Source organism: Sphingomonas sp. BGYR3 (assembly GCF_025153455.1).
Lineage (GTDB): Bacteria > Pseudomonadota > Alphaproteobacteria > Sphingomonadales > Sphingomonadaceae > Sphingomonas.
In genome coordinates this window covers 1724978-1739233 of the sequence record NZ_JANZNT010000001.1, presented here as the reverse complement: position 1 = coordinate 1739233, position 14256 = coordinate 1724978, and the positions used below count along the sequence as shown (strand labels likewise).

Sequence of the window (14256 nt, the reverse complement as noted above, 5' to 3'; positions counted from 1 at the left end):
CGGGCATCAGAAATCGATGGCGATGCCCTTCAGCTCCCAGTCGCCGTACCGCGTCGGGCTCTGACCGTCCGGGTCCTTCTGATCCGGCTCCACCGCCTTTGGTTGCGGGACCGGCGGCGACTTGGACAGATAGGCGGGCGGCTTGATGTGGGCGGGGCGCTGGCCCATGGCAGTGGCTCCGGATGATTGCGAAATCGCAGGTTCGCTCCCAAATTAGGGGGCGAAGGAGTGTGTTCAAGTGAACGGAATGAAGACGGCGATGCTGCTGGCCGCGATGACGGCGCTGTTCATGGCGCTCGGCCTGACGCTGGGCGGCCGGGGCGGCATGATCATCGCGCTGCTGGTGGCGGTGGGCATGAACCTGTTCACCTATTGGAACGCCGACAAGATCGTCCTCAGGATGCACAATGCGCGTGAGGTGGATGCTGCCAGTTCGCCGGAATTTTACGGCATCGTCCGCGACCTGGCGCAGCGTGCCGGCCTGCCCATGCCGCGCGTCTATGTGGTGGAGGAGGCGCAGCCCAACGCCTTTGCCACCGGGCGCAATCCCGAAAACGCGGCCGTCGCCGCGACGACCGGGTTGCTGCGCATCCTGGACCGGGATGAGGTCGCGGCGGTGATGGCGCATGAGCTTGGCCATGTGAAGAACCGTGACACACTGATCATGACGATGGTCGCGACGATTGCCGGGGCCATTTCGATGCTGGCCAATTTCGGGCTGTTCTTTCGTTCGGGGGATGACCGGTCGGCCGGGATTGCCGGGTTGCTGGCGGTGCTGGTCGCGCCCTTTGCCGCGATGATCGTGCAGATGGCGATTAGCCGGACGCGCGAATATGGCGCGGACCGGGCCGGCGCGGAAATTTCGGGCAACCCGCGTGCGCTGGCCAGTGCGCTGGCCAAGCTGGCGCGGGGGGCGGCAATGATCCCCAACAGCGTTGCGCAGCGCATCCCGGCAACGTCGCAGCTGTACATCGTCCCCGGCCTGTCGCGCGGCGACAACCTGTTTTCCACCCACCCCGATACCGGCAACCGGATCGCGGCGCTGGAGGAAATGGCGCTGGAGATGGGCGATCGTCCGGCCATCCGTCGGGCAACCGGGCCACGCGCCAGCGCGCTCGACCCCCTGCGGCGCGGCTGATCCCGCTTGGCCCGCCCCGTTCTTGCCAGCGATCCGCCCGGTGTCGCCGCCCGCCGTGCCAGCCTGAAGCTGCTGGATGCCGTGCTTCGCCGCGGCCTGCCCCTGGAGTCTGCACTGGATAGCGCGGCGGCGGGGCTGGACCGGCGGGAGGACCGCGCGCTCGCCCATGCGCTGGCCGCCACGGTGCTGCGCTGGTTGCCCGATCTGGACGCGCTGATCGACGGGGCGACCGCGAAAAAGCTGCCCGATGACGCCAAGGCGCGATTCGTGCTGCGGCTGGCGCTGGCCCAGGCGCTGGGGCTGAATACGCCACCGCATGCGGCGATTTCGACCGTGCTGCCGCTGGTCGATGGCGGGCCGCGCAAGCTGGTCCATGGCGTGTTCGGTGCCTTGATGCGGGGCGGGGTCACGCTGCCGCCCAAGCCGACCCTGCCCGATGCGGTCGCCCGCCGCTGGCGAAAGGCATGGGGCGATGCGGCCGTCCATGCCGCCGCCCGCGCGCTGGCGGTTCAGCCGCCGACGGACCTGAGCCTGGCCGATCCCGCCGCGACCGATCGGCTGGCCGCATCGCTGGGCGGGCACAGCCTGCTGCCCGGCCATGTCCGCGTGCCGCCCGGCGGATCGGTGCCCGCAATGGACGGCTTTGCCGAGGGCGAATGGTGGGTGCAGGATATCGCCGCATCGCTGCCCGCCCGGCTGCTGGGCGGGGGCAGCGGCACGGCACTGGACCTGTGCGCGGCACCCGGCGGCAAGACGCTGCAGCTGGCGGCGGCGGGATGGACGGTGACGGCCGTGGATTCGTCGGAAAGTCGTCTGGCGCGACTTTCCGAAAATCTGGCGCGCACGGGCCTTGGCGCCAGCGTGGTTACCGCCGATCTTGAGCAATGGGCGCCCGATGCACCGGCGGACATCGTGCTGCTGGATGCGCCATGCAGCGCCAGCGGCATTTTCCGCCGCCATCCCGATGTCCTGTACCGGGTCCGGCCGCGCATCGTCGCCGAACTGGCCGAGATGCAGGCGCGGCTGCTGGACCGGGCTGCCGACTGGGTGCGGCCCGGCGGCCTGATCGTTTATGCCACCTGTTCGCTGGAGCCGGAGGAGGGCGAGTCGCAGATCGAACGGTTCCTGGCCGCGCGGGGCGATTTCGCGCTGGATCCCGTGCTGCCCAGCGAGTTGCCCGAAGGCGTCGGCCCGGCCCATCCGCGCGGCTGGCTGCGCGTGCTGCCGGGGATGCTGGCCGATGCGGGCGGCATGGACGGTTTTTTCATGGCGCGAATGATGCGAACTGGCTGACGCGCCTTGCGACACCGATTCGCGGTGGTAGAGATAGGGGGTTGCTTCGCAAGAAAGCGGACCCACCCGACGTCGCCGTAACGAAAAAGAGCCGCATGACCCGCCCTGTCCGCATCGCGCCATCCATCCTGTCCGCCGATTTTTCCCGCCTGGGCGAGGAAGTGCGCGCCATCGACGCCGCCGGCGCGGACTGGATCCATGTCGATGTGATGGACGGCCATTTCGTGCCGAACCTGACCATCGGCCCGGCGGTCATCAAGGCGCTGCGCCCCCATTCCGCCAAGCCGTTCGACGTGCATCTGATGATCGCGCCGGTCGATCCGTTCCTTCAGGCCTTTGCCGATGCCGGCGCGGACTGCATTTCGGTCCACCCGGAAAGCGGCCCGCATCTGCACCGCACGCTGCAGACGATCCGTGGCCTGGGCAAGCGGGCCGGCGTGGTGCTCAATCCCGCAACGCCGCTGTCCGCCATTGCCCATGTCACCGACCTGATCGATCTGGTGCTGGTGATGAGCGTCAATCCCGGATTTGGCGGGCAGAAGTTCATCGAAAGCCAGCTGGACAAGATCGCCGATCTGCGCGCGATGATCGATGCGTCGGGCCGGGCCATCGACCTGGAGGTGGATGGCGGCATCGACCGGCAGACCGCGCCGCGCGCCATCGCGGCCGGGGCGGATGCGCTGGTGGCGGGCACGGCCACCTTTACCGGCGGTCCCGGTGCCTATGCCGACAATATCCGGGCGCTCAGGGGCGAATGAACATTCAGACGCCGCCGTCGCCGCCCGGAGACGGGATTGATGAGGGCAAGCGGCTTGTCCGCCTTGGCGGCGATCGCGGCCTGTCGCTGGCCGAACGGCTGACCGACCGGTTTCAGCGGCTGGCATGGCGCACGCCGATCCACCGGTTGGCGCTGCGCGGCCGCTATCCGCTGAAGCTGCTGGCGGTGGCCGATGATCCGTTCATGGGCGATGCGGCGCGCGGCAATGCGATGCTGCAGGGGATGCTCAGCTATCGCGGCGAAACGCTGAACATCGCCGGGCTGTCGCTGGACCGGCCGGGTTTTTCGCGTCCCTTTGCCGAATATGTGCACAGTTTCGCCTGGCTGCGCGATCTGTCCACCGTCGCGCCGCGCGTCACCGCCGCGCCGATCGCCGAATCGATCATGCGCCAATGGCTGGATGCTCATGCCGAACGGGTCGGCGATCCGGCATGGCGGGCGGATCAATGGGGTCGCCGGATCCTGTTCTGGGTCGCGCACGCGCCGCTGATCCTGTCGAGCAGCGACCTCATCTACCGGTCCAGGGTGCTGAACACGCTGGCGCGCGGATCGCGGCATCTGGAACGGGTGGTGGACAAGGCGCCGGCCGGCCTGCCGCGCATTGCCGGATGGTCGGGCATGGTCGCATCGCTGCTGATGATCCCCGGCGGCGATGGGCGCCGGGCGGGGGCAGAGGCGGGGCTGGAACGCGCGCTTGGCGCATCGCTGTTCGGCGATGGCGGCGTGGTTTCCCGGTCGCCCGATGCCCAGGCAGAGGCGATCATGCTGCTGACCATGCTGCGCGCCACCTATGCCGCACGCCGGCTGGATGCGCCGGGCTGGCTGGAACAGGCGCTGGTGCGGATGGTCGCTGCGCTGATCGGCCTGCGCCATGGCGATGGCAGCACCGGCAGCTGGCAGGGATCGGCCCCGATGGATGCCGATGCGCTGGATCAGATCGTCGCCGCAACGGGCGTGCGCACCCGGCCGCTGCGCCAGCCGCGCGACTGGGGCTATCACAGCATCACGGCCGGCACCGCTGCCCTGATCCTGGACGCAGCGCCGCCACCCGTCGCCCGGGTGGTGGAGGGGGGCTGCGCATCGACGCTGGCGTTCGAGCTGTCGGACGGGCCGAACCGGATCATCGTCAATTGCGGCGGCGCGCGCGGATGCCACCATTCGGTTGCCGACATGCTGGGCGAGGGGCTGCGGACGACCGCTGCCCACTCCACGCTGGTCATCGCCGACAGCAATTCCACCGCCATCCATGCCGACGGCACGCTGGGCCGCGGGGTGGGGGAGATCGAGCTGACCCGGCAGGAAGGCGACGGATCGTCGCGGATCGAGGCAAGCCATGACGGCTATGTCCGCCGCTTTGGCTTTGTCCATCGCCGCCAGCTGATCCTGTCGGCCGAGGGACGCGATCTGCGCGGCGAAGACATGCTGTTGCCGCGCGGGCGCAAGCGGCGGGGCGACACCCCCTTTGCCGTGCGGTTTCATCTGGCGCCGGGGATCGAGGTGGCACCCACCGCCGACGGACAGGGCGCGTTCCTGCGCGTGCCGGGCGGGGCGCTCTGGCAATTCCGGGCGCGGGGTGCGGCGATGAATGTCGAGGACAGCGTGTGGATCGACCCGCGCGGCCGCCCGCACGCCACGCGTCAGCTGGTCCTTTCCGGCGAAACGCCGCCCGGCGGCACGTCCGTTACCTGGGTTCTGCACCGCAGCCGCTGATTTGCCCTTGCCCTTCGCCCCGTGATCCTGAAAAGGCGCCGGGCATGGATATGGTCCCGCTGCGCCGCGCCCTGTTGTCGGTTTCCGACAAGACAGGCATCGTCGAACTCGCCACCGCCCTTGCCGGGCACGGCGTCGAACTCGTGTCGACCGGCGGCACGGCAAAGGCGCTGCGCGATGCGGGCCTTGCCGTCCGCGACATCAGCGACCTGACCGGCTTTCCCGAAATGATGGACGGGCGGGTCAAGACGCTGCACCCGATCGTTCATGGCGGCCTGTTGGCGGTGCGCGACAATGCCGATCATGTGGCCTCGATGCAGGCGCATGGCATCGGCGCGATCGATATCGTCGTCGTCAACCTCTATCCCTTTGCCGCGACCGTGGCCAAGGGCGCCGACCGGGACGAGATAATCGAGAATATCGACATTGGCGGGCCAAGCATGGTGCGATCGGCGGCCAAGAACCACGCCAGCGTCGCCATCGTCACCGATCCGGCCGATTATCCGGCGCTGATCGGGGAACTGGCGGACAATGCCGGGGCAACCTCGCTCGCCACCCGCCGCCGGCTGGCGGCAAAGGCCTATGCCGCGACCGCAGCCTATGACAGCGCGATCGCGCAATGGTTCGCCTTTGCCGATCAGGGCGAGCGGTTTCCCGCCACGCTGCCGCTGGCGTTCCGGCTGGGCGAAACGCTGCGCTATGGCGAAAATCCGCATCAGTCGGCGGCGCTCTACCTGCCGAACGGTCCTGCGGCGTCCGGCATTGCCCAGGCCGAACAGGTGCAGGGCAAGGAACTGAGCTACAACAATTATAACGATGCCGATGCGGCGCTTGAGCTGTTGACCGAGTTTCGCGACGGTCCGCCCACTGCGGTGATCGTCAAGCATGCCAATCCGTGCGGCGTGGCCAGCGCGGACACGCTGGCCGATGCCTATCGCGCGGCGTTCCAGTGCGACAGCGTATCGGCCTTTGGCGGGATCATCGCGCTCAACCGGCCGCTGGACGCGGAAACGGCGCGCGCGATCACCGAGATTTTCACCGAAGTCGTCGTGGCGCCCGGCGCGTCGGACGAGGCGCGGGCGATTTTCGCCGCCAAGAAGAATCTGCGCCTGTTGCTGGTCGGCGATCTGGCCGATCCGCGCCGCCCCGGCCTGATGGTCAAGACGATTGCCGGCGGCCTGCTGGTCCAGTCCCGCGACAATGGCGTGCTGGCCGATGTCGAACTGCGTCAGGTGACGAAGCGCGCGCCGACCGAGCGCGAACTGGCCGATGCCAAATTCGCCTGGACGGTGGCCAAGCATGTGAAGTCCAACGCCATCGTCTATGCCCGCGACGGAGCGACCGCCGGGGTGGGCGCCGGTCAGATGAACCGGCTGGAAAGCGCGCGGATCGCGGCGTGGAAGGCAAAGGACGCGGCGGAAAAGGCTGGGTGGGATGAGCCGCGCACCATCGGTTCGGCGGTGGCCAGCGATGCGTTCTTCCCCTTTGCCGACGGGCTGATGGCGGCGGTGGAAGCGGGCGCGACCTGTGTCATTCAGCCGGGCGGGTCGATCCGCGATGACGATGTGATCGCCGCGGCGGACGAAGCGGGGCTGGCCATGCTGTTCACCGGAATGCGCCACTTCCGCCACTGATCGGACGTTGGCCAAGGGTGCACCCGGTTCGCCGGCGCACCCGCGGGGATTAGGCCTCGGCCAGCGCGGCTTCCTGTTCCTGCGCCTGGCGCGCCCACATTTCGGCGTATAGCCCGCCCTTCGCCAGCAGTTCGGCATGGGTGCCGCGTTCGGCGACCATGCCCTGATCCAGCACGACAATCTGGTCCGCGCCGACAATGGTGGACAGGCGGTGCGCGATGATGATCGTGGTGCGCCCGCGCTCGATCGATTCCAGCGTCGACTGGATTTCATGCTCGGTTCGCGTGTCGAGCGCGCTCGTCGCCTCGTCCAGGATCAGGATCGGCGGGTTTTTCAGCAGCGTCCGCGCAATCGCGACCCGCTGCTTCTCGCCGCCCGACAGTTTCAGGCCGCGCTCGCCGACCCGCGTGGCATAGCCATCGGGCAGACTGTCGATGAACGCGCCGATCGCCGCGCCGCGCGCCGCCGCCTCGATCTCCGCCTGGCTGGCGCCGTCGCGGCCATAGCCGATATTGTATCCGATGGTGTCGTTGAACAGCACCGTATCCTGCGGGACGATGCCGATGGCGGCGCGCAGCGATGCCTGCGTCACCTGTCCGATATCCTGCCCGTCGATCGTCACCCGTCCGCCGGTCAGGTCGTAAAACCGGTACAGGATGCGGGCCAGCGTCGATTTGCCCGCGCCCGACGGCCCCACCACCGCCAGCGTCGATCCGGGCGGAACGTCCAGGTCGATCCCCTTCAGGATCGTGCGGTCGGGGTCATATCCGAACCGCACCCCTTCGAACCGGACATGGCCGCCCGTCACCGTCAGCGGCTTTGCGCCCGGCACGTCCACGACCTCTGCCGGCTGATCGATCAGGTCGAACATCGCGGCCATGTCGATCACCCCCTGACGAATGGTGCGATAGACCCAGCCCAGCATGTCGAGCGGCCGGAACAGCTGTGACAAGAGGGTCGACACCAGCACCACGTCGCCGGACGTGAATTCCCCCCGCGCCCAGCCATAGGCGACCAGCGCCATGCCGAATGCCAGCATGGCATTGGTGATCAGCGCCTGCCCGATGTTCAGCCATGCCAGCGAGTTTTCCGATCGGACCGCCGCATTGGCATAGGCGGTCATCGCGCGTTCGTACCGGTCGCCTTCGCGCTGTTCGGCGTTGAAATACTTCACCGTTTCGAAATTGAGCAGCGAATCGACCGCATGGGCGACCGCCCCGGTGTCCAGATCGTTCATCTGCTCGCGCAGCTTGGCCCGCCAGTCGGTGACCCAGCGGGTAAAGGCGATATAGCCGACCACCATCGCCAGCGTCCCGGCGACCAGCCAGCCGCCAAAGCGCGACCCAAAGATCTGCAGCACCAGCGCCAGTTCCAGGATGGTCGGCGCAATGTTGAACAACAGGAAATAGAGCATGGTATCGATGCTCTTGGTCCCGCGCTCCACCACCTTGGTGATCGCGCCGGTCCGGCGTTCCAGATGAAAGCGCAGCGACAGGCGATGCAGATGCCGAAAGGTGACGGCGGCCAGCCGCCGCGTCGCTTCCTGTCCCACGCGCTCGAACACGACGTTGCGCAGATTGTCGAAGAACACGCCGCCAAGCCGCGCGGCGGCATAGCCGATGACCAGCAGCACGACGAGCGTGACCGCCGACCGGTCGTCGATCGCCATCCGGTCCACCGCGCCCTTCAGCGCAAAGGGGGCGCCATAGACCTGAACCAGCTTGGACAGCAGGACGAACGCCATCGCCCCGACGATGCGCAGCTTCAGTCCCGGCGCATCGGCCGGCCACAGATAGGGCAGAAACCGGCGGATGGTCGGCCAGAGCGGCCGATCGGCGCTGGAGGATTCGGATACGGGTGGCATGGTCAAGCGCCCATGTGGGACAGCCGCCGCAAGGATGCAACGGCCCGGCGGAACCGTTTGCCGCTTCGCTGCATTGATGCGGCAGGAGGACGGGACGATGGACCAGCTGATCTACGTCATGGCGATCCTGGGCTGTGCCGATGACGGCAGCCAGTGCCAGCGCCAGCGGATTGCCCCGACAGGGTATCAGACGGCAGCGTCGTGTCAGGCGCAGCTGGAGCCGGTGCTCGCCCGGTCCGGCGACATTCCCTATCCGACCATCGAAGTGCGGTGCGAGGCGATGAGCATCCGCGACGCCAGCCGCGCCATCGGCAAAATGCCCGTCATGGGCTGATCGACTCCCGGTCGTGCGCCCTTCCTGCTAGAATGGCGGCGGTTCAAGGGGGGGACAGGGGATGGTCAGGCGAATCCTGGGGGTCATTGTCGGCATCATATTGTTCGGCGTGGGCACGACGATCGTTCAGCTGATCGGCAATGCAATGTTTCCACCGGCGGTGCCGATCGACATGACCGACCCGGCGGCGGTCGCCGCAGCGGTCACCGCGATCCCGCTGGGTGCAAAGCTGTTCGTGGTGCTGGCCTATTTCGCCGGCGCCCTGCTGGGCGGCTGGGTCGGGATCCGTATCGGCCAGTGGCGGGCCATCGCCTGGTGGGTACTGGGCAGTGCGTGGATCGGCAATGTGCTCAACATCATGGCGATCCCGCATCCCGTGTGGATGATCGTCGCCTCGTTCCTGTCGCCGCTGATCGGCGCGCTGCTTGCCCTGCGCCTGAGCCGTTGAGGGCGCGGCCCTAGCGCGGGCGGGTCCATAGCTGGGCCGGGCGCGGCGTGCCGGCATACAGCGCCTCGCGCCGGGCCGCCTGACCCGCAGACCGCGCGATCCAGCCCAGTTTCTGAAGCCCGCTGGTCGTCACCCGGTGATCCCAGGCGTGATCCCCCCGTGCCGCGACCTGCCGCGCAATGTCGCCATAGATGCCGGCCGCTGCCAGCACGGCCCAGGCCGAGCGAAAGGACAGCGCAGGCGTGCCGCCGCGGGCGCTGGCCTCGTAACTTTCCGCCATCGTCGCAAGCCGCCGGGCCAGCACGGTCAGGCGCGGGCGAAAAGGGGGCTTCATGTGCTGACCGGGCGGGATGTCCATTTCGACCAGCCATTCGACCGGCAGGTAACAGCGCGCCGCACGGTCATCCTCCTCGATATCCCGCGCGATATTGGCCAGCTGAAACGCCAGGCCCAGGTCGCAGGCGCGATCGAGGGTCGCGTGATCATCGGGCCGCACGCCCATGATGACCGCCATCATGCAGCCGACGACCCCGGCCACATGATAGCAATATTGCATCAGGTCGTCGGTGGTGCGCGGGCGCCATTCCTCTGCATCCAGCGCGAATCCGGCAATCAGATCGCGGGCAAAGCGGTGCGGCATCGCGGTTTCGCCCGCCACGATGCGCAGCGCATCGAATGCCGGATCGCCCACCACTTCGCCGGCCAGCGCCTGTTCGGTGCGCCGGGTGATCAGCGCCAGCCGGTCGGCGGCATCGTCCACCACCTTCATGCCATGGCCCAGTTCCTGCCCGTCGGCCAGATCGTCGCACGCCCGGCACCAGGCATAGAGCAGCCAGGCTCGCTCCCGTGTGCGCCGGTCGAACAGCGTGCTGGCCGCGGCAAAGCTTTTCGATCCCTGTCCGATGATCTCGCCGGCGGTCGCAACGATCGCAGCGCGGGCGGGCATCGGGTGGGACAGGGTCACAGGTCCTCGCGGCGCATCTGGATGATCGGCGTCGCACCCTGCCATGCCGCCATCCGGTCCAGCAAGCCGTCCAGTTCGGTATCGACGATCAACAGGCCCTGATGCTGCGGCCGGACGAACCCGACATCGCCCATCTTGTGCCAGAATTCGATCAGCCCGTCATAATAGCCCGCGACGTTCAACAGGCCGACGGGATCGCTGTGATAGCCAAGCTGGGCCCAGCTCAGCGCCTCCCACAATTCGTCCATCGTGCCGGTGCCGCCGGGAATGGTGACGAACCCGTCGACCAGATCGGTGAACAGCGCCTTTCGTTCGTGCATGGTGCGCACGACGTGCAGTTCGGTCAGCCCCTTGTGCGCCACCTCGGCATTGACCAGTGCATCGGGGATCACGCCGATCACCTCGCCGCCCGCTGCCAGCGCGCTGTCGGCCACCGCACCCATCAGGCCCAGCTTGCCGCCGCCATAGACGAGGCCAATGCCACGTTCCGCCAATCTGCGCCCGACATCGCGGGCGCATTGCAGATATACGGGGTCGGCGGGGCTGGCGGACCCGCAATAAACGGCCAGTCGCTTCATCGTCATGCCGCCCCGATAGGCGGGAATGCCGGGGCTGGCTAGGGCCGGGACACGCGGGTCCCGGCCCGCCGGATCAGTCGCCCGTGCCCAGCATCAGCCGCGCCGTCGCCTTTGCGCTGCCGACGACGCCGGGGATGCCCGCGCCCGGATGCGTGCCCGCGCCTACGAAATACAGGTTCGGGATATGATCGTCGCGGTTGTGCGCCCGGAAATATGCGCTCTGCGTCAACAGCGGCTCCAGGCTGAACGCGCTGCCCAGATGGGCGTTCAGGTCCTGAACGAAGTCGCTGGGCATATAGCTGAACTTGGTGACGATCCGCTCGTGAATGTCCGGGATCAGGCGACGGCCCACCTCGTCCAGGATCCGCTTTTCCAGAATGGGGCCGACCTCGTCCCAGTTTGCCGGGAACTTGCCCTGATGCGGCACGGGGCACAGGGCGTAGAAGGTCGAATGACCCTCTGGCGCCATTGCGGGATCGGTGACCGTCGGATGGTGCAGATACAGGCTGAAATCCTCGGCCAGCACGCCATGGTCGTAAATGTCGGCCAGCAGGCCCTTATAGCGCGGGCCGAACAGGATCATGTGGTGCGGGATGCCGGGCCAGGTCCCTTTCAGTCCGAAATGCACCACGAACAGGCTGGGCGAAAACCGCTTCTTTTCCAGCGATCCCGCCGTCCGCCGTGCCGAACGCGATCCGGACAGCAGGTCCTTGTAGCTGTGCATCAGGTCGGCATTGCTCGCCACCGCGTCGCAATCGACGTGAAAGCCGCTTTCGGTCGTCACGCCGGTCACCCGGTCGCCCAGCGTGTCGATGGATGCGACGGGATCGGACAGGCGCAGCTTGCCGCCCAGCCGCTCGAACAGCGCAACCATGCCTGCCACCAGACGGTTGGTCCCGCCCTTGGCAAACCATACCCCGCCGTCGCGCTCCAGCTTGTGGATGAGCGCATAGATGGCGCTGGTCTTCATCGGATCGCCGCCGACCAGCAGCGTGTGGAACGACAGCGCCTGGCGCAGCTTCTCGTTCTTAACAAAGCTCGACACCATCGAATAGACGGAACGCCACGCCTGATATTTCATAAGCGCGGGCGCGGCCTTGACCATCGAGGCAAAGTCGAGAAAGGCGACATCGCCCAGCTTGACATACCCCTCTTCGTAAACGCCCTTCGAATATTCGAGGAACCGGGCGTATCCCGCGATATCGCCCGGATCGAGCTTGGCGATTTCCGCGCGCAGCACGGTGTCGTCATTGGTGTAATCGAAATTGGTGCCGTCCGGCCAGTTGAGGCGATAGAAGGGGCTGACCGGAACCAGCTCGACATCGTCGGCCATCCGGTTGCCCGACAGCGACCACAGCTCCTCCAGCGCCTCGGGCGCGGTGATGACCGTCGGCCCGGCGTCAAAGGTGAAGCCGTCCTTCACCCAGTGATAGGCGCGGCCACCCGGCTTGTCCCGCGCCTCCAGGATGGTGGTGTCGACGCCGGCCGATTGCAGGCGGATCGCCAGCGCCAGTCCGCCAAAGCCCGATCCGATCACCACTGCGGTTTTCACTTCATTCACTCCCTGATGGCGGCAATGGCCCGGCCGATGGGCACCGGCGGCTTGCCGGTCAAGATGCGAGCCTTGTCGAACAATGTCGATTGGCCCGCATAGAAGCGGCCAATCAATACCGGATTCAGCCGGTAGAAGCGTTCCATGACGCGGTATCGGTCGCCGGGATCGGCGGCTCGGAACAGCATCTTGGTCAGCATTCGGTAAAATCCGCGCGATTTCCACACGGACCGGGCGTAATTCAGGGTCAGGTCGTGCAGCCCAGCGCCGGACAGGTCGCCCGTGCGCGCCAGCAGCGCCGCCAGCCGGACGCTGTCGGGCAGGGAATAACCGGTCAGCGGATGGAACAGCCCGGCGCGCATCCCGCCCTTTGCCACGCCGATGCCGCCGGAACGCCAATAGCCATCGAAATCGCCGTCCATCGCCACGGGCAGCGCGCCCATCTCGGTCCGTGCAACGCGCTCCACCTGCCACCCCTGCGCCGCCGCATAATCGGCGATGCGCGGCATCAGCGGGTCGCCATTCGCCCCCGGCCGGTGGTCGAGCGGTGTCAGGTCAAGATCGGGCGTGTCGCTGTAATAGGTGTCCTCGACAAACATCGTGGTGGGCGAAAAGGGCAGGCAATAGACAAAGCGGTATCCGTCGATCTGCGGCACCGTGGCGTCCATGATGACCGGATCGGGCTGATCGTGCGGGGCGGCCAGCTCCAGTTCCTGTCCGATGAACTTCTGCCAGCCGAGGTCGAGCAGGCCGGTATCGCCCGGTCCGCGGCAATCGATCACGCCGCCCGCCTCGATCCGGTCACCATTGGCCAGTTCGACATGGGTTGGCGCGACTTCTGCCACCGGTGTGCCCGTCAGGATCCGGTACGCGGGCAACCGTTCCTGCACGATCCGGTCCAGCCGCGCCGATTCGATGCTGTGATATCCCTGACCGATCATGCGGCGGTGGGCGGGAAAGCGGACCGCGTGCTGTTGCCAATGATGGACGATCAGCGGATCGACCATCCACCGGTCGGCAGCATCGATGTCGCCGGTAAAGAACGACCAGAGGTGATTGCCGCCAAGCCGTGGCCCGGCCTCGATCAGCCGTAATTCCAGGTCCGGCCGTGCGCGATGCAACGCCAGCGCGATCAGCGAACCCGCAAGGCCGCCGCCGACGACGGCCAGATCGCACCGGATGATGTTCGCCATATCGATGGCCTAGCCGATCGCCCGACACAGGGGAAGGGCGCGCAGCCTGTCGCGCTGTGCTGCAATGCACAAAATAAAGAATGACGTCATGGCCGCGTTTTTCTGGACAGCCGCAGAACAGTTTTATCGATTACGCACATTTACCAATTTCTATTTGTCGAAAATCTACAATAGGGTAATAAATGTGAAACAGGAGAGGTGGTCGCAATGCGGATGCGGGTCGCAAAGGCTGATGCCGTGCACGGACAGGGGTTTCTGTCCATGGTAAAGCGGCTGTTTCTCGGTCGTCAGCCGACCGAAAGCATCGCCGACCTCTATCCTGCCACCAGTGTTACCGCGACCTGGCCGATGACGCCGCCGGTCCGCCCGGTCGCCGCGGCGCTGGACGATATTCTCTCGGCCCGCATCGCGCTCGACCTGTTTGACCTGCTGGCCGATCTGCCTGGCGGTGCCGATGCGGCAACGCTGGCGGCACGCATCAATGCGGGCGGTGAAATGGCGGTCAGCGCCGTCGAGGTTCAGGCCACGCTGGAACAGTTGTTCGATCAGGGGCAGGTTGCCGGATACGGCCCGATCTTCTGCCTGCCGGAACGCGTGACGGCGCTGCGCACGCAATGGCTGCTGCGCGCCTCGCTGGTCATGCCCGATGCCCGGCGCGACCCTGCCGCCGAACGGCGCAAGAACGAAGCGATGGGCCGGCTGTGCCAGTGGAATGGCTGGAACATGCCGATCGCGCGCGGGCTGACCAACTGATCCCGATCGGTTGATCC

At 67.0% G+C, this 14256-nt stretch carries 14 protein-coding genes; 8 read left to right on the top strand and 6 right to left on the bottom strand.

The annotated features are described in order from the left end of the window. Positions 1-6: 6 nt before the first annotated feature. Entirely contained in the window at positions 7-168 is a 162-nt protein-coding gene (locus NYR55_RS08165) for a DUF1674 domain-containing protein (protein ID WP_260020719.1), read from the bottom strand. 70 nt (positions 169-238) lie between these two features. On the opposite strand from NYR55_RS08165, the gene htpX reads away from it, so the two are divergent. From htpX to purH, 5 genes are all read left to right on the top strand, one after another. Beyond that, the gene (gene htpX, locus NYR55_RS08160) at positions 239-1138 is read left to right on the top strand and encodes a zinc metalloprotease HtpX (RefSeq protein ID WP_260020718.1); all 900 of its coding nucleotides are present in this window, start codon (positions 239-241) and stop codon (positions 1136-1138) included. Positions 1139-1144: 6 nt separating this feature from the next. Continuing rightward, positions 1145-2431, top strand: a complete 1287-nt coding sequence (locus NYR55_RS08155; protein ID WP_260020717.1) for an RsmB/NOP family class I SAM-dependent RNA methyltransferase — start codon at positions 1145-1147, stop codon at positions 2429-2431. 95 nt (positions 2432-2526) lie between these two features. After that, positions 2527-3189, top strand: coding sequence for a ribulose-phosphate 3-epimerase (gene rpe, locus NYR55_RS08150; protein WP_260020716.1), 663 nt, complete (start codon positions 2527-2529; stop codon positions 3187-3189). After that, a complete protein-coding gene (locus tag NYR55_RS08145) occupies positions 3186-4919 on the top strand; it encodes a heparinase II/III family protein (protein ID WP_260020715.1) in 1734 nt (577 codons plus the stop codon). The genes rpe and NYR55_RS08145 overlap by 4 nt, the downstream gene beginning before the upstream one ends. 44 nt (positions 4920-4963) lie before the next feature. After that, positions 4964-6553: a bifunctional phosphoribosylaminoimidazolecarboxamide formyltransferase/IMP cyclohydrolase gene (purH, locus tag NYR55_RS08140; RefSeq protein WP_260020714.1), complete on the top strand. Its 1590-nt coding sequence runs from the start codon at positions 4964-4966 to the stop codon at positions 6551-6553. A gap of 49 nt (positions 6554-6602) precedes the next feature. On the opposite strand, the gene NYR55_RS08135 is transcribed toward purH, so the two are convergent. Then, positions 6603-8417 carry an ABC transporter ATP-binding protein/permease gene (locus NYR55_RS08135; protein ID WP_260020713.1) on the bottom strand — a complete coding sequence of 605 codons (1815 nt, stop codon included), beginning with the start codon at positions 8415-8417 and terminating at the stop codon, positions 6603-6605. 97 nt (positions 8418-8514) lie between these two features. Between NYR55_RS08135 and NYR55_RS08130 the strand changes: the two genes are divergently transcribed. Together NYR55_RS08130 and NYR55_RS08125 are read left to right on the top strand one after the other, a co-directional pair. Beyond that, positions 8515-8751: a hypothetical protein gene (locus NYR55_RS08130; RefSeq protein ID WP_260020712.1), complete on the top strand. Its 237-nt coding sequence runs from the start codon at positions 8515-8517 to the stop codon at positions 8749-8751. Positions 8752-8812: 61 nt separating this feature from the next. Then, the gene (locus tag NYR55_RS08125) at positions 8813-9199 is read left to right on the top strand and encodes a hypothetical protein (protein ID WP_260020711.1); all 387 of its coding nucleotides are present in this window, start codon (positions 8813-8815) and stop codon (positions 9197-9199) included. 10 nt (positions 9200-9209) lie between these two features. Here NYR55_RS08125 and NYR55_RS08120 read toward each other — a convergent pair whose 3' ends face one another. From NYR55_RS08120 to crtY, 4 genes are all read right to left on the bottom strand, one after another. Next, on the bottom strand, positions 9210-10145 hold the full coding sequence (locus NYR55_RS08120) for a phytoene/squalene synthase family protein (protein WP_260021600.1): 936 nt from the start codon (positions 10143-10145) through the stop codon (positions 9210-9212). A 14-nt stretch (positions 10146-10159) separates the two neighbouring features. Next, positions 10160-10741 (bottom strand): TIGR00730 family Rossman fold protein, encoded by a 582-nt coding sequence (locus tag NYR55_RS08115; protein ID WP_260021598.1) that lies wholly within the window; start codon positions 10739-10741, stop codon positions 10160-10162. Positions 10742-10814: 73 nt separating this feature from the next. Further along, positions 10815-12293 carry a phytoene desaturase gene (locus NYR55_RS08110; protein ID WP_260020710.1) on the bottom strand — a complete coding sequence of 493 codons (1479 nt, stop codon included), beginning with the start codon at positions 12291-12293 and terminating at the stop codon, positions 10815-10817. A 5-nt stretch (positions 12294-12298) separates the two neighbouring features. After that, entirely contained in the window at positions 12299-13486 is a 1188-nt protein-coding gene (gene crtY / locus NYR55_RS08105; RefSeq protein ID WP_260020709.1) for a lycopene beta-cyclase CrtY, read from the bottom strand. A gap of 207 nt (positions 13487-13693) precedes the next feature. On the opposite strand from crtY, the gene NYR55_RS08100 reads away from it, so the two are divergent. After that, on the top strand, positions 13694-14239 hold the full coding sequence (locus NYR55_RS08100) for a hypothetical protein (RefSeq protein WP_260020708.1): 546 nt from the start codon (positions 13694-13696) through the stop codon (positions 14237-14239). Positions 14240-14256 lie beyond the last annotated feature (17 nt).